At 67.1% G+C, this 20,507-nt stretch carries 25 protein-coding genes and 2 pseudogenes; 14 read left to right on the top strand and 13 right to left on the bottom strand.

The genetic code is table 11. From position 1 onward, the window contains the following. Positions 1-309 precede the first annotated feature (309 nt). The 5 genes from ACH34W_RS14230 to ACH34W_RS14250 all read left to right on the top strand — a co-directional run bounded on the left by ACH34W_RS14230 (position 310) and on the right by ACH34W_RS14250 (position 3,976). Positions 310-903, top strand: a complete 594-nt coding sequence (locus ACH34W_RS14230; RefSeq protein ID WP_395961319.1) for a DUF6461 domain-containing protein — start codon at positions 310-312, stop codon at positions 901-903. A gap of 510 nt (positions 904-1,413) precedes the next feature. Further along, positions 1,414-2,412, top strand: coding sequence for a HEAT repeat domain-containing protein (locus tag ACH34W_RS14235; RefSeq protein WP_395961320.1), 999 nt, complete (start codon positions 1,414-1,416; stop codon positions 2,410-2,412). 276 nt (positions 2,413-2,688) lie between these two features. After that, positions 2,689-3,351 carry a hypothetical protein gene (locus ACH34W_RS14240; RefSeq protein ID WP_395961321.1) on the top strand — a complete coding sequence of 221 codons (663 nt, stop codon included), beginning with the start codon at positions 2,689-2,691 and terminating at the stop codon, positions 3,349-3,351. An 83-nt stretch (positions 3,352-3,434) separates the two neighbouring features. Beyond that, complete coding sequence (locus ACH34W_RS14245) at positions 3,435-3,827, top strand: recombinase family protein (RefSeq protein WP_395961719.1); 393 nt, start codon at positions 3,435-3,437, stop codon at positions 3,825-3,827. Further along, entirely contained in the window at positions 3,824-3,976 is a 153-nt protein-coding gene (locus ACH34W_RS14250; RefSeq protein ID WP_395961322.1) for a hypothetical protein, read from the top strand. The genes ACH34W_RS14245 and ACH34W_RS14250 overlap by 4 nt, the downstream gene beginning before the upstream one ends. Before the next feature lie 146 nt (positions 3,977-4,122). On the opposite strand, the gene ACH34W_RS14255 is transcribed toward ACH34W_RS14250, so the two are convergent. Beyond that, complete coding sequence (locus ACH34W_RS14255; RefSeq protein ID WP_395961323.1) at positions 4,123-4,464, bottom strand: hypothetical protein; 342 nt, start codon at positions 4,462-4,464, stop codon at positions 4,123-4,125. A 758-nt stretch (positions 4,465-5,222) separates the two neighbouring features. Next, entirely contained in the window at positions 5,223-6,242 is a 1,020-nt protein-coding gene (locus ACH34W_RS14260; protein WP_395961324.1) for an aldo/keto reductase, read from the bottom strand. Positions 6,243-6,408: 166 nt separating this feature from the next. Between ACH34W_RS14260 and ACH34W_RS14265 the strand changes: the two genes are divergently transcribed. After that, positions 6,409-7,266: a helix-turn-helix domain-containing protein gene (locus ACH34W_RS14265; protein ID WP_395961325.1), complete on the top strand. Its 858-nt coding sequence runs from the start codon at positions 6,409-6,411 to the stop codon at positions 7,264-7,266. A gap of 401 nt (positions 7,267-7,667) precedes the next feature. Here ACH34W_RS14265 and ACH34W_RS14270 read toward each other — a convergent pair whose 3' ends face one another. After that, entirely contained in the window at positions 7,668-8,258 is a 591-nt protein-coding gene (locus ACH34W_RS14270) for a hypothetical protein (protein ID WP_395961326.1), read from the bottom strand. A gap of 260 nt (positions 8,259-8,518) precedes the next feature. On the opposite strand from ACH34W_RS14270, the gene ACH34W_RS14275 reads away from it, so the two are divergent. Continuing rightward, entirely contained in the window at positions 8,519-9,250 is a 732-nt protein-coding gene (locus tag ACH34W_RS14275) for a lysostaphin resistance A-like protein (protein WP_395961327.1), read from the top strand. 382 nt (positions 9,251-9,632) lie between these two features. Here the strand turns inward: ACH34W_RS14275 and ACH34W_RS14280 are convergent, their stop codons facing one another. The 5 genes and pseudogenes from ACH34W_RS14280 to ACH34W_RS14300 form a co-directional block, all read right to left on the bottom strand. Then, positions 9,633-9,977, bottom strand: a complete 345-nt coding sequence (locus tag ACH34W_RS14280) for a hypothetical protein (RefSeq protein WP_395961328.1) — start codon at positions 9,975-9,977, stop codon at positions 9,633-9,635. Between the two features lie 342 nt (positions 9,978-10,319). Then, a pseudogene (locus ACH34W_RS14285) lies at positions 10,320-10,589 on the bottom strand (IS3 family transposase); the annotation flags it as partial. A gap of 17 nt (positions 10,590-10,606) precedes the next feature. Beyond that, entirely contained in the window at positions 10,607-11,653 is a 1,047-nt protein-coding gene (locus ACH34W_RS14290) for an IS110 family transposase (protein WP_395961329.1), read from the bottom strand. 212 nt (positions 11,654-11,865) lie between these two features. Further along, positions 11,866-12,162: pseudogene (locus ACH34W_RS14295) on the bottom strand (transposase); the annotation flags it as partial. Between the two features lie 664 nt (positions 12,163-12,826). Next, the gene (locus ACH34W_RS14300; RefSeq protein WP_094222930.1) at positions 12,827-13,729 is read right to left on the bottom strand and encodes a LysR family transcriptional regulator; all 903 of its coding nucleotides are present in this window, start codon (positions 13,727-13,729) and stop codon (positions 12,827-12,829) included. Positions 13,730-13,917: 188 nt separating this feature from the next. On the opposite strand from ACH34W_RS14300, the gene ACH34W_RS14305 reads away from it, so the two are divergent. Next, complete coding sequence (locus tag ACH34W_RS14305) at positions 13,918-14,223, top strand: DUF1330 domain-containing protein (RefSeq protein ID WP_395961330.1); 306 nt, start codon at positions 13,918-13,920, stop codon at positions 14,221-14,223. On the opposite strand, the gene ACH34W_RS14310 is transcribed toward ACH34W_RS14305, so the two are convergent. Then, positions 14,204-14,773, bottom strand: a complete 570-nt coding sequence (locus tag ACH34W_RS14310) for an ATP-binding protein (RefSeq protein WP_395961331.1) — start codon at positions 14,771-14,773, stop codon at positions 14,204-14,206. The two genes, ACH34W_RS14305 and ACH34W_RS14310, sit on opposite strands and share 20 nt — an antisense overlap. Positions 14,774-14,943: 170 nt before the next feature. Between ACH34W_RS14310 and ACH34W_RS14315 the strand changes: the two genes are divergently transcribed. Beyond that, positions 14,944-15,171, top strand: a complete 228-nt coding sequence (locus tag ACH34W_RS14315; RefSeq protein WP_395961332.1) for a hypothetical protein — start codon at positions 14,944-14,946, stop codon at positions 15,169-15,171. Here ACH34W_RS14315 and ACH34W_RS14320 read toward each other — a convergent pair. Then, complete coding sequence (locus ACH34W_RS14320) at positions 15,122-15,544, bottom strand: hypothetical protein (protein WP_395961333.1); 423 nt, start codon at positions 15,542-15,544, stop codon at positions 15,122-15,124. The genes ACH34W_RS14315 and ACH34W_RS14320 overlap by 50 nt on opposite strands. Before the next feature lie 240 nt (positions 15,545-15,784). Then, positions 15,785-16,156, bottom strand: coding sequence for a hypothetical protein (locus ACH34W_RS14325; protein ID WP_395961334.1), 372 nt, complete (start codon positions 16,154-16,156; stop codon positions 15,785-15,787). A gap of 111 nt (positions 16,157-16,267) precedes the next feature. On the opposite strand from ACH34W_RS14325, the gene ACH34W_RS14330 reads away from it, so the two are divergent. Then, positions 16,268-16,639: a hypothetical protein gene (locus ACH34W_RS14330; RefSeq protein WP_395961335.1), complete on the top strand. Its 372-nt coding sequence runs from the start codon at positions 16,268-16,270 to the stop codon at positions 16,637-16,639. Here the strand turns inward: ACH34W_RS14330 and ACH34W_RS14335 are convergent. Then, positions 16,632-17,036, bottom strand: a complete 405-nt coding sequence (locus tag ACH34W_RS14335; RefSeq protein WP_395961336.1) for a hypothetical protein — start codon at positions 17,034-17,036, stop codon at positions 16,632-16,634. The genes ACH34W_RS14330 and ACH34W_RS14335 overlap by 8 nt on opposite strands. Before the next feature lie 134 nt (positions 17,037-17,170). Here ACH34W_RS14335 and ACH34W_RS14340 point away from each other — a divergent pair, with 134 nt between their 5' ends. Beyond that, the gene (locus tag ACH34W_RS14340; RefSeq protein WP_395961337.1) at positions 17,171-18,145 is read left to right on the top strand and encodes a helix-turn-helix domain-containing protein; all 975 of its coding nucleotides are present in this window, start codon (positions 17,171-17,173) and stop codon (positions 18,143-18,145) included. Between the two features lie 216 nt (positions 18,146-18,361). Further along, positions 18,362-18,661 (top strand): DUF6355 family natural product biosynthesis protein, encoded by a 300-nt coding sequence (locus ACH34W_RS14345; RefSeq protein ID WP_395961338.1) that lies wholly within the window; start codon positions 18,362-18,364, stop codon positions 18,659-18,661. Positions 18,662-18,933: 272 nt separating this feature from the next. Here the strand turns inward: ACH34W_RS14345 and ACH34W_RS14350 are convergent, their stop codons facing one another. Beyond that, complete coding sequence (locus ACH34W_RS14350; protein ID WP_395961339.1) at positions 18,934-19,461, bottom strand: hypothetical protein; 528 nt, start codon at positions 19,459-19,461, stop codon at positions 18,934-18,936. 156 nt (positions 19,462-19,617) lie between these two features. Here ACH34W_RS14350 and ACH34W_RS14355 point away from each other — a divergent pair, with 156 nt between their 5' ends. Then, on the top strand, positions 19,618-19,998 hold the full coding sequence (locus ACH34W_RS14355) for a hypothetical protein (protein ID WP_395961340.1): 381 nt from the start codon (positions 19,618-19,620) through the stop codon (positions 19,996-19,998). Between the two features lie 15 nt (positions 19,999-20,013). Beyond that, on the top strand, positions 20,014-20,367 hold the full coding sequence (locus ACH34W_RS14360; RefSeq protein ID WP_395961341.1) for a transposase: 354 nt from the start codon (positions 20,014-20,016) through the stop codon (positions 20,365-20,367). Positions 20,368-20,507 lie beyond the last annotated feature (140 nt).

Below are 20,507 nucleotides of genomic sequence, written 5' to 3' on the forward strand. Positions count from 1 at the left end.
GACAGAAAGCCTGACGGACGCGGGAAGGCCAGTCCTGCCACGAGTCCAGGCTGGGCCCGGGTTCGCCTCCGCGCCTGGATCGAGCGTCGAAAAACGATCGATTTGTCACAGCCTCGGCAGGGCTCTCTCCTCCCCGGTCGATCCGCCCGTTCTAGGTGTTGAGAAACGTGTTGCGGAGTCGAAGGTACGACGAACCCGACGGGACGCCTTTCTCTTCGCTGAGCAGGTCCGGCGGCGGTCGGGTGAAGGTGTCGGTAGGTCTCTTTACTGTGTGCGAGGACGAATCGTTGAGGTTGTGGAGGCATGCAGATGGCGGGGCTTGCGTGGATGTACGGGCGGGATCTGCCGCTGCTGAGTCTCACCTTCGCGCGCGATCTCACCGCGTGGCAGCTGCTGAACCGGATGGGTGTCGACTCCGCCACGCTGGCCATGCGCGATCAGGACATCTTCCTCGATGAGTTCGGCGACATGCTCTACGACGACGGCGCCTACGTGGTGTCTGCCGGCCGGTACGGGTCGTGGGCTTGGGCGTGGGAGCACGGGAGCTGGCTGTGCATCGAAGACGACGACCTGGTGCGCAGAGTCTCGGCCAGAACGACCGCCGTGGTGTTGCACGCCAACGAGAAGGCCATGGCGGAGTTCCTTTATGCCGAGGACGGACAACTGAGCGTCGGCATCAACACCTTGCTCAGCCTCCGTCCCGAAGATCGCCTCGGGAGTGATCCCCACCGGCTTGACACCGAACTCCGCGCGCTGGGGGCCGACCCAGACCGCGGTGAGTACGGACCTCTGGGCTTGCGGGGCCTCTTCTACCGGCTTGTCGAAAATTTCGGCGTCGGACTCCCGCGCGAGGACTTGAACAAGAATCCGGTTCTCAGCGGCCGATTGAAGCCCAGGTCTTGATCGCGGCTCAACCAGCCCCGCCACGAGTCCATTCACGACGGGAACCGGTCAGCCAGGGCATAGATCCCCCAGACCCCAGTTCTATATGGCTCATGCTGAGCTCTAATGATTTTCGGCTTTCAGAGCCGGCCCAGAACTGAGCGGAGGAGGTGCGCGACTTGTGCCCGCAGTGAGCGTGTCCGGCCTCCCCGTAGCGAATGCCGAAAATCCAACGAACCCGTTTCCGAGCTGCGGTGATGCACTAGTTGATGGTGTCGACCGGGGCGGGGTCGTGGTTGGCGGCGACGGCTTCTGCACTGACGTTGGTGTAGATGGCCAGGCTGCGGGTGTTTCGTGTCCGGACAGCTCCATCAGCATGGGTGCTGACCAGTCGTCCTCGGCCAGGTGGTGAGCCGGGAGTAGCGGAGCTTGGTGGAGGGTTGAAGCGGCGCCGACGGGGATCGCGTAGCGCGTGCTTCACCCTTCCGCGCAGCGTCCGTCAGGTGATCGTCTGCTGAAAGGATCGGGCAGATGGGAGATGCGTCAGACCTTGTTTATGGGCTCGAACTCATCACGGAAGATGGCCTGGAGCAGTACGCGGGATCGGATCTTGACGTGCGTGCGGTGGTCGGGTGGATCCCGCAAGAGGTCAAGGACGAACTGAGGTACGGCCAGATCCCCTGGGGCCGGTTCCGGCACGCCTACGGCCCTGCCGTGGATGTGCCCGAGTATCTGAAGCTCCTCGGATCTACCGACGACCAGGCCGCCGGACGAGCCGTCAGCTCGTTGGGGAACTGCATCTGCCACCAAGGCGGGACCTTCGCGCCGGCCGCGCTGGCTGTGCCGTTCCTGCTGCGCCTGGCCAGCTCGCCTGCAACCCACCACCGTGGGGCGATCCTTCGCCTGGTCGGCGAGGTGGCACGGCGAGAGCACTACCGTGACGGATCACGCGCGGGCCTGCTCCAGGTCGCGCATCCAGACGACCAGCCGCGCTACGACGTGAGCGGGTACCTGGAGAACTGGTCGGTCCATGCCGCCCGCGTCGCCATCACCTGCGATACGCCCCTGTTGCTTGCACTCCTTGACGACATCGACGCCGACGTCCGCTCTTCGGCCTGCTATGCGCTGGCCACAGCCCTGCACGAGATCGAGCCGATCGATGCCGCATTGCGGCGTCGGCTGGGCATTGAGGAAGTGCCGGCCGTGCGCATGAGCCTCATCCTCGCCATCGCCCAGCTGGCGCGCGAGCACCGGGACGAGTCCACCGTCACCCGCCTACGCACCTGGTGGGGCGACCCGGACCAGCCCGCAGACATCCGTGTCAGCGCCGCACTCTCCTGGCTCTGCCTCGTCGACGTTCCAGTCCCCGACGACCTGCGGCCCCCTTCTCAGTACCACGGTCGACGACCAACTGGCCGAGCTGCTAGCGGCCGTTCCATGGATGAAAGAGGTCGACTGGGACGGAGCAGGCCTACGACGCTGCATCGATCTGATGCTCAACCCCGAGGTGGACTGGCGATCGGCCAATGAGGACCCCTGGGCCGAAACTTAACCCCGCCCCGCCGATGAGGTCCAGAAGATGTGTCCGTTATGGAAACGCCCACCGGGCATCACCGATCGCCTGGCGGGCGACATCGCGACCTGCGGCAACGTCGTCTCAAATAGGTACTAGGACGCGCCACCGTCTACCGGGTCCTGGACTGCTCAGCCGGCGAATCACCCAGCCCCACCTCGAAAGACCGTTGACATGCCGGAGCTGAACGCCTGCGACACGGCCTCCCCGCAAACATTGCGGTGGGGCTTGCGGTGAACTTCGCCGCCGCCCGAGACGCGATCAGCCGGATTCTCGCCAGCCCGCTCGCTGACCTCACAGAATCCGGACATCTGTCGAGCTTCCCCGAAGTGCGGCCGCGAGAATGGCATCTGCCCAACGACAGCGAGCTGCTATGGACCCACGGCCTTCCTCCGGCGCGAGATGATGGCCTACTCGGGGTCGCAGCAGAGTTCCAGACGACCATCGACCCCGAAGAAGCGATCGACACCACCCGCCTCTTTCGGCTCGCTACCTTCGGCACCGGCCGCCTGGCAGCTGCCGTTGACGGAAGCGGCGTCTTCTGTCTCCCGAAGTACACCGAGGTGCACCCACAGCTTCGCCATCTGCACCCTGAAGGCATCAAGCCGTCTTTGGCGAACTTCACTATCGCGGCCTTTGTTGACTGTGCCTGGAGATGGCACTGGCTCCTACCGGTCCTGGCGCGCGTTGAGACGCAGCTCGGCGAAGAGGAAATCGCCTGGTTCACGACCAACCGCGAGGCCTTCGCCCGCGGCGAGGCCCAGCCCACCCAGGTCGAACGAGAGCGCGACACCTACCTCGACCTCTGCCGCAGTCTGGTCGCTGCCTTCCAAGAACGCGACAGCGCGATCACTCCAGGCAGTCTCTGGGCCGAGACAATCCTCGACAACCGGTAACACCCATCGGGGTCTTCCTCAACCGGCCCCTGGTCGTCGCTTCCCTGGACCAGCTCGGCCGCTCGCTGCAGGACCTCATCACCATCGTCGCCGCACATCGCAAACGCGGCATCGGGTTCCGCTCCCTGCACGAAGCCCTCGACACCACCACCGCCGGCGGACGGCTGGTGTTCCACGTCTTCGCCGCACTCGCCGAATTCATCCGCGAGCTCATCATCGAAGGCACCCGCGAGGGCCTGGACACCGCCCGCGCCCGCGGCACCCCGCCTGGGACGCCCCCGGCGATGACCAGCGAGCAGATCCTGCACGCCCGCGCGATGCTCGCCCGCCCCGACGCCACCATCGCCCGCCTGCTCGGCGTCTCCCGCGCCACCCTCTACAAGTACATCCCCGAACTCTCCGGCGGCCGCCGACCCCGACTGGACCCGGCCGTCCCCGCGCCCCGGCCCGAACTCACCGCCGGAGAACCCACGTGACCGCCCCGCTCACAGACGACCACCCCGAACCCGACGACCAGCCACCACCCGACACCGCGATCCAAGACGACCAACCGGACGAGCAACCGGACGTGCGACTGCCGATCGACCCATCCGAGCCCATGGCCTCCTGGCTAGCGATCATCTAGACATCCACGCTGACCTGCACGTTTCCCCCTATCCTGGCTGGGGATCCCCGTAGTACTTGGGAAAGATCGGGCGGATACGGCTGAGTAGGCTCCCGAACCGGGATCTTTTAAACTCCGGCGGGAGGTTCTGGTGGTCGCTGCGGTGTTCACCGACGAGGAGTTGAAGGGGCCGCAGCGGTTTTGCGAGATTCGAAATCCTTCTCCTTCACAAGCAAGAGGGACCCCCCGCCCCTAGCCGCGCACAGGTAATCGAGCCACCAGCCTGCCTCGACTCCGGCCTTGCCGTGCCTGCGGCAGGTCGTGTCGTCTTTGAAGCGGCCCTTAAATTCCCAGTCGTCGCGGGCCTCGGCTGCGGCGTTGGTGTTGGCGCGGGGCGCGGGCGGGCCTGCGGCGTAACTCGGAGGACTGGTGTGCAGGACCGCCACTGCGGCGGCGGCCGCGCCACTGGCGGCCAGCAGCCGGCGGGTGGCGGTGGGTGAGACGTTCATGTCCACTCCCTGGATCGACGGTGCCCGGCGGGTTGCCGAACATTCCCAATACAACACTAAGTAGTGGATCTATCACTTTCTGTGCAGACCCGCAAGACTCTTACTACCTGGCACACGCAAAGGAGCCGTAGCCGACAAAACCGCGACCCTGTCCGGTGATCGGCGCCAAACCGGTCCGCCTATCGACCCTCGGGGATTCCTGACGATCTACTCACGTAGCGCAATAGATGGCGCCACGGTCGGCGACCCCGGCTGCCCCCTGCCGGGCTGACGTCACGGGAGACCGAGGTGACCGACCCGGTCGGCCATCTCGGGGTAGAGGCGGTCGCGCAGGCGCAGGCGCAGCGCCTCGGCGCGGCATGCGGCGTCAACTACCCCCTCCCAACGCCTAGGCCGCCCCGCCGGGTGGTGGAGGGCACCGTTGATTCCTTCCCCCTTTGGGTCTGTGCAGGGAACCGCTTTGCCTTTCACCGGGCAAGGGCCTGGCATTGGTTCTGCGCATGAGCCACGGCCTGCGTGCATACAGAGGTTGGGGGGGTCGGACGTGCTGAGGGAGGTGCTGGGGATCGTCGGCCTTGGCGGAATGCAGATCGCATGTCCGCCTGGCGGGCGTTGACCAACCGCACGCCGAGGGGCGACCTGCCATCGGGGAAGGCGATTGCCCAGGAGTTCGGGCGCCGCGCGTTGGGGCCGCCTGGTCAAGCAGGCTGGCCTCGCCGGGCGCCTTGACCCGGCTGCCATCATGCCGGGTCCTCGGCTCAGGCCGCCGAACGGAGCCCGGCGGGACGGCGCCGGAGAGCGGTCTCGAGCAATGCCGGGGGCTGGTATTCCTGGTCGAGCGCGCTGACGTCGGTGCCCGGCGGGACGATCTCGTCGATACGGTCGATGACGTCGTCGGACAGCTCGACGTCGGCCCCGGCCAGAAGGTCGTCGAGGTGTTCCATGGTGCGCGGGCCGAGGAGCGCGGCGGTGACGCCCGGGTGGGCGACGGCGAACGCCATGGCCAGGTGGGTCATGGGCAGGCCGGCCTCCCTCGCGAGCGGGATGAGCTGTTCGACGACGTCGATGCGGCGCTCGTCGGTGAGGTGGCGGGAGAACTGGGCGCGCTTGAGGTCGTTGTCACCGCCCTTGCGCACCCGACCGGTCAGCAGGCCCTGGCCGAACGGACCCCACACCATGACGCCCATGCCGTACTCCTGCGCGATCGGCAGGACCTCCCGTTCGATGCCGCGGTTCAGGATCGAGTACGGCGGCTGCTCGGTGCGGAACCGCTGCAGTCCGGCACGTTCGGCGACCCACTGGGCCCGGACGATCGTCGAGGCGGGCGTCGTCGAGGAACCGATCACGCGCACCTTGCCGGCCCTGACGAGATCGGTCAGGACGGAAAGGGTCTCCTCCAGGTCGGTGTTCGGGTCGGGCCGGTGGAGCTGGTAGACGTCGATGTAGTCGGTGCCGAGCCGGCGCAGGGAGTTCTCGACGGCGGTGGTGATCCAGCGGCGGGAGGCGCCCTGCTGGTTGGGGCCCTCGCCCATGGGCATGCCGACCTTGGTGGTCAGGACCACCTCGTCGCGGCGGCCCTTCAGGGCCTTTCCGACGACGTCCTCGGAGTCGCCGTAGCGGTCGGCGGTGTCGATGAGGTTGATCCCGGCGTCGATCGCCTTGTGGATGATCCGGGCCGACTCGTCCGGGTCGTTGCCCATCTGGCCGGCGAACATCAACGTGCCGAGTGCGTAGGGGCTGACCTTGATCCCGGTCCGCCCGAGGTTGCGGTACTTCATGAACGTGCTCCTTCGGTGCCGACCGGTGGGTGGATCCCCGCCGGCCACCGGCCGTCGGCCGGTACATCCACCTTCCGCGGACCCGCGGGCCATCAACCAGTACCCGCCGCAGCCAGTGGACCCGGAGTACCACGACGGAACGCGGCCGACTGCCGATACTGGGGAGATGACCGGGACCACCGATCTTGGCAGGGCCCTGCACGCCTGGCGGGATCGCACGAAACCGGCCGAGGTCGGCCTGCCGGACGACGGACGCCGGCGCGCGCCAGGCCTACGGCGTGAGGAGCTCGCCTTGCTCGCCGGCCTGTCCGTCGACTACATCGTGCGGCTCGAACAGGGCAGGTCGAGGAATCCGTCCCCCCAAGTACTGTCCGCGTTGGCTCGGGCGTTGCGGCTGGCGACGGCGGAGCGTGAGCACCTCTTCGTACTCGCCGGTCAGGCGGTGCCGGGCCCCGGGCAGGTTTCCGACCACGTGCCGGCAGGCGTCCAGCGCCTGCTGGATCGGCTGACCGGCACACCGCTGAGCGTCTACGACGCCGCATGGAACCTCATCACGTGGAACCCGTTGTGGGCCGCGCTGTTCGGCGACCCGCCCGCGGCACGCGGCTTCGGGAGGAATGCGGTGTGGTGGGCCTTCGTGGAACCGCCCGCCGGATACCCCCAGGCCGTGAGCCGGGAGACGGGTCACCGGGCGGCTTTCGTGTCCGACCTGCGAGCGGCGTCGGCTCGCTATCCGAAGGACGCCGGACTGGCCGCACTGATCGATGAGCTCCGTACCCGCAGCGGTGACTTCGCGGCGCTGTGGGACTCCGGCGTGGTGGGCGTGCACGAGCCCCTGACCAAGACCGTCCGGCACGCGAGCGTCGGCGAGCTCACCCTCGACTGCGACATCCTCGCGGCGCTCGGCACTGATCTGCGGATCATGGCCTTCAGCGTGGCGGAGGGCAGCGAGACCGCCGAGCGGCTGCGGCTGCTGGAGGTCGTCGGCGTCCAGACGCTGACGGGCGCCGAAACGGACACATGATCGGAGGGTGCCGTCCAGGAACGGCGCGGATCACTCCGGAAACAGGCGCGCGACGAGGGAGCGTGCCCATTCGGGTGGACGAGCCCGCGCCCGCGAGTGTCCTGATGTCCGGCGCCTTCCTGAGACCACTGGGGCGGACTCTGCCCGACCAGCCCCGCCTTCGCCGACTACGACCTGATCGTCGTCTGCTCGTCGGCGGGCAAGGACTCCCAGGCGATGCTGGACCTGGTGGCCGAGCTCGCCACGGCCGCCGGTGTGCTGGACCGGGTCGTGATCGTTCATAACGACCTCAGCGTCGCCGACTCCGCCTGCCCGTCGAGTGGCCCGGGACCGGCACGCTCGCCCGGCTGCTTCACTGCACCAACCTGGGCACCCGGCGTAGGTCCTGTGCCCTGTGGGCGCTATCCCGTGGTGGACCGTGGGAGCTGGACTTGTGCAATAGTCGCCGTTCCAGCCACGGGTCGCTGCTCGTACATGGTGATGACGTCGCCCGGTTTGAGGCGCCGCCAGTGAAGCGGAGTGAGCGGGAGCAGTCTGATCGGGCCATATCCGCCTGGCGGGATTTCGGGTGCGGACTCGACCCAGATGAAGGCGATGTGCAGGTCAGCGCTTCCCTCGGCGGTCGGGCGGCCGAGGGACCACAAAGGCCGCAGCTGCCCGTTGCTGGGGACTGGGAGCCGACGGCCTCCCGCGTCCGGGGCGACCAGTTGCAGGTCCGCTCTGATCAGACCGTGCAGGGTCTCGGATCGTCGCCATTGGAACCAGGCGACATCGCGATCAAGCCACATCTGCTGAGCCGCAGCGATAAGCAGGTCCCAGTACTGGATCGTCTGCCACTGGACGCCGTCGAAGTCCTCCAGGATGCTCAGGGCGACTTCCCACTCCTCGTAACTGAGGTATTCCTGCACGTCATCGGCGCTGAGGCCAGCATCGCTCCTGGCATCGGCCGGAATGAGGGCAGCCGCGCGGCGCAGTAGGTCAGGCACGTCCATGAGGACTGATTCTGGGGCCTCGCCAACAGAGTGCTGCTGCGCGTGGTGCAGGCAGCCGAGGCTGGGGCGGGTTGCGGATCTTCGGGCAGCTCCAGCCCCGGGGTCTGCTTGGACAACCGGAAGGGTGTGCTCGCCAGTGACGGTGGGCAGGAATCGTGCCATGAGGATCTTGGAGCCCGTCATGGATCTGAAGGCTCCCGGCTCGGTCGAGTGCGTCGTCATGCTGTGCCCGGCCGGCTCCTGACGGTGGCGATCACGTCGTGGTTCCGTCCGGCACGGCGCAGAACAGGGACCGGCGTCCCACCGGCACGGGCGTGGCCGTGGGCTTCACTGTCGTCGTGCTCGTGGTCACCAGCCTTCTCAACCACCGTTGGGCATCCTCGTTCGGGCTGCTGACCGCGGTCGTGGTCAGCGTGCTGCTGCTGGGTGTGCTCTTCTGGGCCGGGGGCACCTGGGCGGAGGCGGGCCTGGATCTCGTCGCACTCGGGCGCGGAACGCGCTGGGCGCCTGCGCTGATCGGGCTGGTCGGCGTGGCGTACGTGGCCGGGGCGCTGCTGCCGGCTACCCGTCACCTGTTCGTGGACCAGCGCTACAGCGGGCTGACCGGTGGGCAGGTGGCGTTGCGGATGCTGGTCACGGTTCCGTTCGGCACGGTCCTGCTGGAGGAGGTCGCCTTTCGGGGCGTGCTGTACGGCTTGGTGCGCCGGGCCCGCGGGGCGGTGTGGGCGACGGCGGTGTCCAGCGTCCTGTTCGGGCTGTGGCACATCCTGCCGTCGCTGCACCTGGCGTCCGCCAAGCCCGTGCTGACACCGGTGTTCGGCCACTCCACGCTCGGTGCCGCCCTGGTCAACGCGGGCGCGGTGTTGTTCACTGCGGCCGCGGGCGTGCTCTTGTGCGAGTTGCGCCGCCGCAGCGGCAGCCTGCTGGCGCCGATGGGCCTGCACTGGGCCGTCAACGCGTTCGGTTATCTGACCGGCTTCCTGCTGCGGTGACCGGCTCTCCGTCCGCTGCCGGTACGGTTACCGATCTCTCGACTCGAAGTTGCGACGGGGCCTCCTACGGCGACCCATCCCGCTGCACCGCGCAGCGCGCCTGAGTCCTTGCCACCCCGTTCATTCGGCGGCGTCCATGCGCTCGTGGAGTTCGATGATCCGTTCACAGGCTTCGGTGACGTCGCTGAGGGCAATACGGACGGTCTGGCGTTGAGGTGTGCGCCAGCTGCAGAAGCGGTTGTCGGCCCAGACCGTGAGCTGTTCTCGCCCCGACAGCAGTGAGTGGGGCGCGTTGGTGGCCGGGGATGATCCGCGTTAGTCCGCGCTGCCGGAGCAGGAGGGCGTACGGCGGTGCCGTACGCCCCCCGGACCATCAGTGGTGCTACTTCGAGACCGCGCGTAGGTGGGGCTGCGCCCTCTGTTCGCGGCGGACACGGCGGTGTGCGGTGGCCCAGCGCCGTTGCTCGGCCTCATCACCGCCGCAGCCACGGATCAGCCCGGTCACGTACTCCAGCAGGAGCGCCTGCCGCGGGTCCGCCTTGATCAGCTTGGCCGCGACTGTATGGGAGAACGCGCCCCCCGAGGCGCTGGCGACCCGCCGCGACCCGAACTCACCGGCCCACTCCCAGAACTCCCGCAGCAGCACTCGCAACTCCGCGGCACTGTTCGCGGTCGACGGGTCGGGCTTGAGGTCATGTCCGGGCAGGTCCTCAAGCAGCACCGGCACGGACCGGGGCGCCTGAGCCCGCTCGGCCTTGAGCCGCCGCTCCGCATCCCGCTGTTCCTCGCGCCTCGCAGCGCCCCGGTTCCAATAGAGGCTCTAGGTTGTGGCTGTGGCCTGCAGTTGTGTGTGGTTCTGGAAGTAGTTGGCCTCGTGTTCGTCGGGTCCGATCGACGCGGCGATCCCGGCCTGCACCAGGTGCGTGGTGAAGCGGAAACTTGTGTATTGCTTGGGCTCAACCGGTGGTTGCAACACCGCTTGAAATTGACTGGGACAGGAGCTCATTGAGGGCTTCGGCGGGTGTCTTCCAACCGAGTGTCTTTCGGGGTCTCCCGTTGAGGGCGGAGGCGCCACGACATGGCCCTCACGCTGGAGTCGCCGCCAGATCTTGCGGGCGCCGTAGACCTGGTAGTTGGCCTCGAAGATGCGGGTGATCTCGGTCTTCAGCCGTTCGTCGCGGATCGCCCGGGCCGAGGCCGGACGTGACTTGGCGGCGTAATAGGTGGACGGTGCGATCTTGGTGCCGTGCTCAGACAGCACACGGCAGATCGGCTCGACCCCGAACACCTTGCGGAACGCGTCGATGAACGCGATCAAGACCTGTGTGGCCGGTCGAGCTCGGCGATGCCCCTATGTCAAGCTGCTGCCGCAAGGCCGCCGTCGACAGGGTGTGTGGTGGTGGATTGGGTGGTTTTGAGGGTGCGGTAGACGACGTCGGAGATGCGGCGGCGCAGCAGCCGGATCGCCTCGGTGCGGGTCTTGCCCTGGGCCAGGAGCTTGTCGATGTAGTGCTTGCCGGGACCGACGCCGCGGGTCTGGGTCACGGCGATCATGTGGAAGGCGCAGTTCAGGCGCCGGTTCCCGCCGCGGTTGAGTCGGACTCGGTCGCTGTTGCCCGACCAGACCGGGATCGGGGCGGTGCCGGTGAAGCGGGCGAAGGCGGCCTTGGACTTGAACCGCTGCACCCCGGCGGTCTCTGCGATGATCGTTGCCGCTCCGAGCACCCCGCAGCCTGGGACCGCTAGCAGCTCGGGCGCCATGGCTTCCACAAGCCTCTTGAGCTGACGCTCCAGTTGGTTGATGCGCACTGTCATCTCACGGCAGCGAGCCAGCAGCTCGCGGGCGAGCTCAGCGACCACGCCGGGCATCCCGGCCAGATGCGCCTCGAGCTGGTCCTGGACGCAGCGGCGGCGCAGGCCGCGGGAGGGGATCTCCAGCTCGGGGTCGAGTTCGTGCAGGTGCCAGCGGAGCTGGCTGCAGATCCGGGTTCTCTGGGTGACCAGGTCGTCGCGGTAGTCGGCCAGCAGCTTCACCTCACGGGACGGCCCATCCAGATGGGCGACGGGCAGGTCCGGCTCACGCAATGCGACGCGGGCGACGGCCAAGGCGTCGATCGGGTCGGACTTGCCGCGTTCGCGGCCGGCCCGACGCTGCCCGGCCATGAGCTGGGTGGTGACCCGCACAACCCGGTAGCCAGCTTTCAGCAGATCAGCCTCCAGGCGCCGGGTTACATGCCGGCAATCCTCGACCGCGAACGTCACCTCGCTCCACTGAGCCGCCCAGGTCGCAGCCTCGACGTTCCCATCGGGTGTTGCACGGACCGTCCGCTCGCCCAGCTTGCGGCCGACCTGATCCACTGCGACCAGCGTGTGGGTTCGCTTGTGAGCATCGACTCCGATCACGACCAACGCGCTCTCCTTCACCGTCCGACCAGGAGCTAGGGGCTGGCCGGTCCGGCGGGCACGCCTGAATCGAGCTACCCGCAAGCACCTATCAAGCCACGCCGGGCGGCCAGGCCCGGCGGATCGCACATCACGAAGAGCCACCAGCATCGGCCGGGGCAGCAAAGAAACGAGCGAACCCGCCGGGACACAGAAGATCCTGACATTCAGGCGAAGAAAGCCGTGGCCCGCTTGAGGACCTCCACGTCCTCCCGCAACCTGCGGTTCTCCCGCCGCAGCGCGGCCAGTTCCTCACGTTCACCACTGGTCAGGCCGTCACGCTCACCGTGGTCGACCTCGGCCTGCTTCACCCAGGCACGCACCGCGGTCTCGGTCAGATCGAAGTCCTTGGCGACCTGACCGACCGAGCGATCACCACGCCGACACAGCTCGACGATCTCGGCCTTGAACTCCGGTGTGAACGAACGGCGCGAGCGTGGCTTCTTGTCCATGCTCTCCATGATGGACATCCTGCCGGGGCCACGGCCCCTACTGATCTCGGATGTCCGTCAAAGCGGATCAAGCCCAGGGCAAACAGATCGAGTTGGACCATGTGAGCTCGAGTGAGCTTCTCTACGCCTAGCACCTGAAGGGCCTCATCGGCGGACACGGGACGCACAGTGTTGTAGTCCGGCTCCGCATCTGGTGGCTCTGTCACCGAGAACCAGCACCAGATGTCGTTGGGTTCGGGCACCAGTTGGTGATCAACAGGGCGAAAATGTCGATGAGATTCAGCACCACTTCGGCCCGGGCGAAGCCCGGGCCGAAGGTCGCGCGTGGTGGGGGTCAGTTCGTGTTCTGTTCCGGCCTCGGGGAGCGATGGAACAGTGGTTAAGCATTGACCGACGTCATGGACGCCGTTGACGGCGGGCGTTCCCGCCGGTTACCCGTGCTTGTCCGGTTCGGCGTCGGCGAAGGCGCGGTATCCGCCGAGATCTCGGGCTGGGCGAGGACGTCGCCGCGGTGCACGACTCGGACCGGCCCCGGGGCCATCATCGGATGCTGATACGCCGGCGTAGCGAGGTCGTGTCGGACATTCAGCAAGACCGTCGTGGTCATCACCGCGAAGTCCGCCGGGCGCAAGGTCTTCGGCCTCGCCACCGCAGGCGTCCGTCTCGCTTGACCTCTTGCGCGTCAGTCCGGCAGCCAGTGCAGCTCGTGCGCCAGGGTTTTGGCGACGGCACGGATGCGGCGGTGTAGTGGCGACTGCTCGCGTGGGAGGACCAGGTGGAACGTCAGGCTGGGCGCGCCCCGCAGCGGTCGCCAGGTGAGACCGGCCGGTTGTGCCGTGGCCGCGGCTTCTCCGGCCGGGGCGAGGGTGACCCCGTCGCGCAGGTCGCGCTGAGACATGTCGAAAGAGACTGCGGGCGTGTGGAATCGGGGGTGTGGTCGGGTGTCTCGGAACAGTGCGGACAGCTGATCGTGGATCACGGGGTTGGCCGCACGGTCCGGGAGTCGCAGCGGATACGCGGCCGCGTCGGCGATCTCGATCTCCGGGTGTTCGGCCAGCGGATGGTGCTGCGCCAGTTGGACCCCGATGCGCGCACGCCGCAGCAGGAACCGGCGCACGCCACGGCCCGGCTGTTCACCGCGGGTGATTCCGGCATCGATGCGGCCGTCGGCGACCGCGGGGGAGATCTCCGGTGTCGCCATCGGGACCGCGCCGACCTCGAGTCCGCTGTTGCCGCGAATCAGCCTGTCCACCAGGGCCGGTGCCGTCTCGGCCCCGGCGCTGAGGCTGTATCCGATGCGCAGCGTGCCCAGTTCACCGGCCGCCGCGCTCCGGGCGGTGTCCCATGCCCGGTCCAGCGCCGCCAGCGCGGGCGGCGCGGATTCCGCCAAAGCCGCACCGGCCGTGGTCAATACGACGCTACGCGTGTTGCGGACCAGCAGGGCCGTACCGAGTTCCGCCTCCAATCGGCGCATCCGGGCGCTGAGTGCGGGCTGTGCGATACCGATCCGTGCGGCCGCGCGGGTGAAGTTCAACTCCTGCGCCAGCACCAGGAAGTACCGCAGGCTCACCGTATCCGGCGCCACGTGCCCTCCCTGCCGATTGATAACGATCCGTTCTGAGTCTATCCCGTACCGATCTTTCCCTCGACTGCACATCAAGCCCTAACCTGCGCATATGACGATTCCACCGGCCGCAGTACTCGTCGGCGGGATCGATCGATCTGAGTGTCAATTCGAAGTCGGACGTGTCCGGCCGAACACTGGAGGTTTCCATGGCTAAGGGCTACTGGGTCAGTGTCTACCCCGCCATTTCCGACCCTGAGGGGCTGGCTGCCTACGACAAGCTGGCCGGTCCGGCTGTCCAGGCTGGGGGCGGGCGCGTCCTGTCCCGGATCCCGTCCCGTGGCGGTCGAGTCGTCGCCCACGAGGCCGGAATCACGCAACGCGTCGTTCTGATCGAGTTCGACAGCTTTGAACAGGCCGTCGCGGCATACGAGAGCGAGGCATACCAGAAGGCGCTGGTGGCCCTCCCCGACGGCTTCGAGCGCGACTTCCGCATCATCGAAGGCATCGACTGACCGGCGGGCCCAGCCATCGCTGAGCATCCGTCACCTGATACGCACACGGTGCTGAACGACGACTCACGAGACGAGTTCGAAGCCATGCCCCGCGCCCCAGTTCGTCGTCGACGACCTGATCCCTGTCGGGCGGATCGAAGAAGCGGCCTCGGTGCCCAGCGCGATGAGCAGGTGCGACTTGCCGGTGCCCGAGTCGCCGATCAGGCAGAGCGGCTTGCCCTTTCTTCACCCACTCGCAGGTGGCCAGGGTGTGGACGGTAGCCGGGTCGATGTTGGAATTGGCGTCGAAGTCGAAGGCGCGCAGCGACTTCTCTCGCGGGAACGCGGCGGCCTTGATGCGACGTTCGGAACGGCGGCGGGCGCGGTCGTCGCACTCGGCCATCAGCAGCTCGGCCAGAAAACCCAGGTAGGACATCTGATCGCGGGCGGCATCGGCGGCCAGGTCACCGAACTGGCCGCGGATCGTCGGCAGCCGCAGCATCTTGCAGGATTGGTCGATCGCGGTCTGGGCGGCTTGCTCGGTCAGGCCACGGTGGCGCTTTTCGGTCATGGCTCTGCCCGCTGGTCGCCCCGCAGATCGTACGGCTGGCCGAATCGCTTCCCGCAATCTGGCGCAGCGGCAAGCGACTGCTACGCGATCGCCTAGCGCGCCTGGGATTCGACACTGAAATCACTCATCCGCCGCTGCCGGAAAACTTCCAGCACATCCTGGATCTGGCGATGCGCCGCCACGGCGCCGTCCTGCTGGAGGCCCTGCTGGACAACGGAGCACGGCTGGTGACCGACGGATTCCTCGACGAAGTCGAGCTGCGCCGCGCGGCGCGCTGCTTCGCCGCCACTGGACAACGCATCTACGAGGTCTACCGGCCGCTGATGCTGGAAGCGGGCCTGAGGTCACTCATCCGCGCACCGGCAGATCGGGTTGCCGCTGCGCGGGCCGCGACATGATGTAGCCAGTACGGTCCCGCCGCTGCACCTCACGTAGCAACGTCCACCCCTGCACCTGGCAGTAGTACCGGGCCAACCGTTCATGGAAGGCACCACGCCGAACGTGCAACCGCCCGGTCCGGGCCGCGTGATCCAGCGCCCAGCGCGCAATCACGTGGCCCAGCCGCGCGCCTTCCGCCGGCAGGGTCCACGTCGACGCTAGAAACAACGACGGCTCTGCACACTCGGCCTCGGTGAACGCCCACGACAGGCACTCGGTGAGCACCGTCGTGCAGCCCGCCACCACACCATCGCGTTCCATCACCCACACCGGCCAGCCCGGCTCCCCCACCTGCCCGGCCAATGTCTCGGCAATCCCTTTCGGTGCGCTCAACCCTCGTGCACCCAGCCACTCGGCCCTGGCGGCGACCACCCCGCCGAAGGCGGCGTACCCAAGAAACGTCCCACCGCCGAAGTCGGCGGGCCCAGAGAAGGTTGCGCCTCTGAAGTTGGCGCTGGCCGGACTGCAGCGGGTGAGAGTGAAGTTGATCAGGGTGGTGCCCGTGAGGTCAAGCTGCAGGTTGGTCCAGGCGACGTCGGCGTCGGGTTGCAGACATCCGATCTGCTTAAGCCGTCAAGTCGTTGCCTCATTGTTGATTTCGATGAGGCGGAGTTCGGCGGGTTGGCCGTCTTGGCTGGCCTTGACGACTTGGTAGGTCGCGATCGGACCGCCTGGCCGCGGAGGTAGGTAGGTCTGGAATCGTTCTCCGACCTTGTTGGCGGCGAACCATGTCCGTTCGCCTGCGCGAGGTCCGTCGAGGAAGACCGCTGGAAAAACCTCGATCTTGGGAGCGTGGACGACGCTGTCCAGGTTGTGACGGGTGATCAGGTCCTCGTCGGTCGCGTCGGGGTGGACCAGTTCGGTGGTGCCGTTGGGCAGGATCAGTAGATGCTGCCCGTCGCGGCTGACTGGTCGTGCACTGAGTACCGCGAAGCGCTCGGGCATGTGCAGATTGTCTCATTGTGCGATCAAGCGGTGGCGGCAAGACGTGGTCCGAACGCTGCGGCCTCGTCGAAGTTCTGGCGGGTCTGCAGGCAGTGGAACAGGCAGCCGATCATGCGGTTTGAAGGTGTTGCGCAGCGCGCTGAAGTGTTTGTCGCCGGCGGCTCGCCGATGGCCCAGCACAACAAAGCCGGCTACGCCGACCTCGCCGCGGCAACCAGCCGGACGGCGGCGACCGTCGCCAGGTGCCTGCACGAGCTACGCGGTCGGGGCGCGGTCTTCTTCGACGTCGACCTAGACCCCGGCGTCGTCGCATCACCACCCCGGCCCTGCTGTGGATGGCAGCCCCCGGCACACCTGGAGCACGTCGCCACCGAACTGGCCACCCACCGCGAACTCGCCGTTGTGGCCGTCACCACCGGGCCCCACCAACCTGCTGGCGCAGGCCCTCAGCTCCCAGCGCCGAGGACCTGCACCACTACCTGACCAGGCGCCTGGCGATCGACGCCATCACCAGCATCGAGACCGCTCCCGTACTGCGCACCCTCAAGACCGCAGCCATCCTCAGCTCCTGAACGACCAGCCAGCGCAGAACCCGGCCACACCGCATGTTGGTGTGCAGACGACTCCGGACATCCGTGCAAGCGGCTTCGGAAATCGACACTGCTCGCGTTCGCCACTTGCGGCGGCCCGTCACGTTCTCCGGCGCATGGGGCACGTTCGGCGTATCGACGTTCTCTGGCGGCGAAGTCGGCTTCTCTTGCACGTCGTGCTGCAGGTGATGATCGGCCGGTATCCGGCTCGCCCCGATGTTGACCTGAGCCTGGGCGAATGGGTGGTCGCGGTGAACGGCGGCCACCTTCCCGGAGTGCGTGTTGGCCAAGCGAAGTCCGGCAGGTTGGTGCGCTGCAGTCGGGTTCCGGCCAACGCGCGCACGGCGACGGTGGTGGGTTGCGTTGGAGATCTTGTTGGGGTCATGCTGGCCCGACCCCGCAGCGACACGCTGTGGGGTGGGTCATGGATGTGATCAGCACTGCCGAGGCCCCGGCGGGAGAACGGTTCGCCTTCTGGCGCGAGGTGAGCGCGAAGCTGTGGGTGCCCTTCGACTTGCGTTGCGAATCTCAGGTGGAGAGCGGGTTTCAGGCTCGGGCCGATATCAGTGAGTTCGGCCCCATACAAGCGACGTTGACAACCACGACACCGCACATGGTGCAGCGCACGCCCAAACTCATTCGCCAGGCAGATCCCGAGGTGTTCAAACTGGCTTGTGTCCTGCGGGGTCACGGCATCGTTTCCAACGATGACCGGCGCGGGGAGCTGCGCGTGGGGGATCTGGCGCTGTTCGACTCCTCAAGCCCCTACCTTGTCCAGCACGCGCCTGACGTTGGGGCGTTGCAGTTCCTGATGTTGCGGTTTCCGCGTGCGTTACTGCCGTTGCCCGCCCGGGATCTGCGGCGGTTGAGCGCGGTGCGTATCCCGGGCGAGCGGGGTGTCGGCGCGCTGTGTTCACAGTTTCTGCTGCAGTTGGCCCGGCACATGCACGAACTCAGCCCGTCCGACACCGCCCGGCTGTCCACCCTGACCATCGACGTGCTGACCGCTGCGCTCGCTGATGCGCTGGAGGTCCAGGGCGCGGTGCCGTCTCACACCAGGCGGCGAGCGCTGGTGGCCCAGATCCACGCGTTCATCCAGGCAAACCTAGGCGATGCGTGCCTGACCTCGGAAGCGATCGCCGCGCCATATCTCCCGCAGCTATCTGGACAAGCTGTTCCAGGCCGAAGGGCACACCGTCGCCGGCTGGATCCGCGAGCGCCGCCTGGAGCAGTGCCGCCGCGACCTTGCCGACCCCTGCTGGCCGCCCGCCCGATCAACGCGATCGCGGCCCAGTGGGGGTTCCCCAACCCTGCCCATTTCAGCCAGGCGTTCCGCAGCGCTTACGGCCTTTCACCGCGCCAGTTCCGCCAGCAATGCGCGACAGTGCGGACACACTAAAACAGTGTGCACAGACTAAAGACCTGTGCGCTCTGCTGTAACGACAGGCCCGGCCGCGGCTTGCACCCTTTGTGAGGAAGGCCAACGGAAGCGAGAAGCAGAACTGAACCGTTGGGAAACTCACCGTCCCTACCGGTCGCGCTCGCTTGTGACCGATCCCTTCAGCCGAAGGAGAACCCATGAACAAAGCAATGCCACTCAAGCGGGTAGCCGCCGTTGCCGCGCTCGCCCACGGCAGCACTGCTCTCAGCCGGCGCCACCACCCCAGCCGCAGCCGCGGACGAGCAAAGAGCCGCCGCACAGTTCATCTGCGGCTTCCATGAGCTCAGTGGAACGGCCTACTACGGACACTGCGACGCCCCTCCTCGCACCGACATCGTCATCAAGGTCACATACGGCCCACTCGGTGGCACCGGTAGCTACAACTTGTGTGTGAAACCCGGCGTGACCACGCTCGGGCCCGCCCTCGTGATCTGGAACGCGGTGTACACCGGCAGCCGGTGCTCTGCCGGGTAGACACCCAACAGCACGGCGAGCGGGGGCCGTTACCGATCACGGCCAATCAGCAACGGCCCCCACCACCCGAAATCCCCTAGACATCCCTACCTTCTTGATCACACGTGGCTCGGGCCGTCGAAGGGTTTGGTGCCTGGGGGTGCCGGGTGTGGCTGGCAGACATCAGCCGTTCGGTGGCTTGATCGGATTGGCCGCCCGGCACCCGCGACGACTCGGCCGCTGATTAAGAATCGTTCGGCGGTCCGCTCTTCAGGCGTTGACTCCGGTGGACATCAGTCGTCGGCGAAGGCCAACACGGCCACGGTGGCGTCGGTGGCCTTGCCGACCAGAGCGACATCGAAGGTGAAAGTGGTCACGGCAGTCCAGGAGACTCCGTCGGTGAAGACGCCGTGGCTCAGGTCGGAGCCAGCAAGGTTGGCGTTGCTCCACCACCGTGCGTCATCGCCCAGCAGGTCCACGACCGCCCTCCAGATAGGTTTGGCGTCGCGGGCTGCCCAGTCGTCGAGTGGAGCGGCGTACGCCAGATCAGTGCAGCAGACCGCCGTGATCACCTCGGCGATGCGGTCGTTGCCGATCAGCAGCGGTTGCAGGGCCCGGCCGAGCCATTCGACCGTGGTCGGTGGCGGGTCTGGATCGAGATACTCACCGCGCGGCAGGTCTGGCGCGGTCACGACAGGGTGCAGGACCTCGGCCGCCGACTCGGTCGGGTCGTCTCCGACGCGCAGCCGCAGACGACGACGAAGAGTCAGATCGTCGTGGACCTGCGCGAGCAGGCGACTGATCTCCAACGCGATGGTCACGCCCAACTTTGTACAGCAATGGAGTCGCCGACCCGCGCTAACACCGATCGACCACGATTAGTCGATGAATTGCTGTACGCAATCACCACGATGCTAAAAGTAGTTGTCGGGTGCAGAAGGTGACGGCTTTCGTTGCTCGGCTCCCAGGAGACATCGATGCGCGCACCGTCCCTCATGCGACGTCAATCGCCATCGCCGCCGCTGCCTTCAGCGGCGGCCGTGCTGGCACCACCCGCTCTGGCCACGCCCGCCCACCTCGCCACACCGTCCGATGCCCGGTCCGAGCAGCGGCAGTTGCTGATCGGCGATCCAATCTCCACCGACGACGCCGATGCCGATGATCTGGGCCGGGCGGCCCGACCCCGGTGCGCGCTGCCGACGCGGTTCACGCGCTGTACCGTGCTGCCCTCGCGGTTTGTGGTGCGCGATCGCGGCAGGGTGGTGGGCCAGGCCCGTTTCTGGGTGATGCACAAGACCACTCTCACCTACAACCCTGGACATCGGCCGGCCACCCGATCACGACCTTGCGCACCCTGATGGACACGATCCTGTATGTGGACCGCACCGGTATCCCCTGGCGACTCTCTGCCCTGGACCACCGTCTACGCCTGCTTCGCCGCCTGGCAGAAAGACGGCATCTTCACCCAGCTCACCGGCCTGCTGCGCCGCCTGGTCCGCCAGCAGAACGGCCACGACGCCGAGCCCAGCGCCGCCATCATCGACTCCCAAAGTGTCAAAAGCGCCACCACTGTGCCAGCAAGCACCCGCGGATTCGATGCCGGCAAGAAGATCGTCGGCCGCAAACGCAACATCATCACCGACACCCTCGGGCTGCTGGTGATGGTGCTGGGCACCGCCGCCTCGTGCGCTACCACGAAGGCCTACCCGTCCGCTCCGAAGCCATGATCCACCTCGCCGCCATCGACCTCATGACCCGACGCCTCACCAACCAATCAACACCCACATGGCGCGGCACCTGACCCGAGACTCAAACCGACTCCGCAGGACCAAACGCCCTGTTAGCTTGTCCTACTTTTCGAGCTCAG

The sequence above is a fragment of the Actinomadura sp. 6N118 genome (assembly GCF_044326415.1).
Lineage (GTDB): Bacteria > Actinomycetota > Actinomycetes > Streptosporangiales > Streptosporangiaceae > Spirillospora.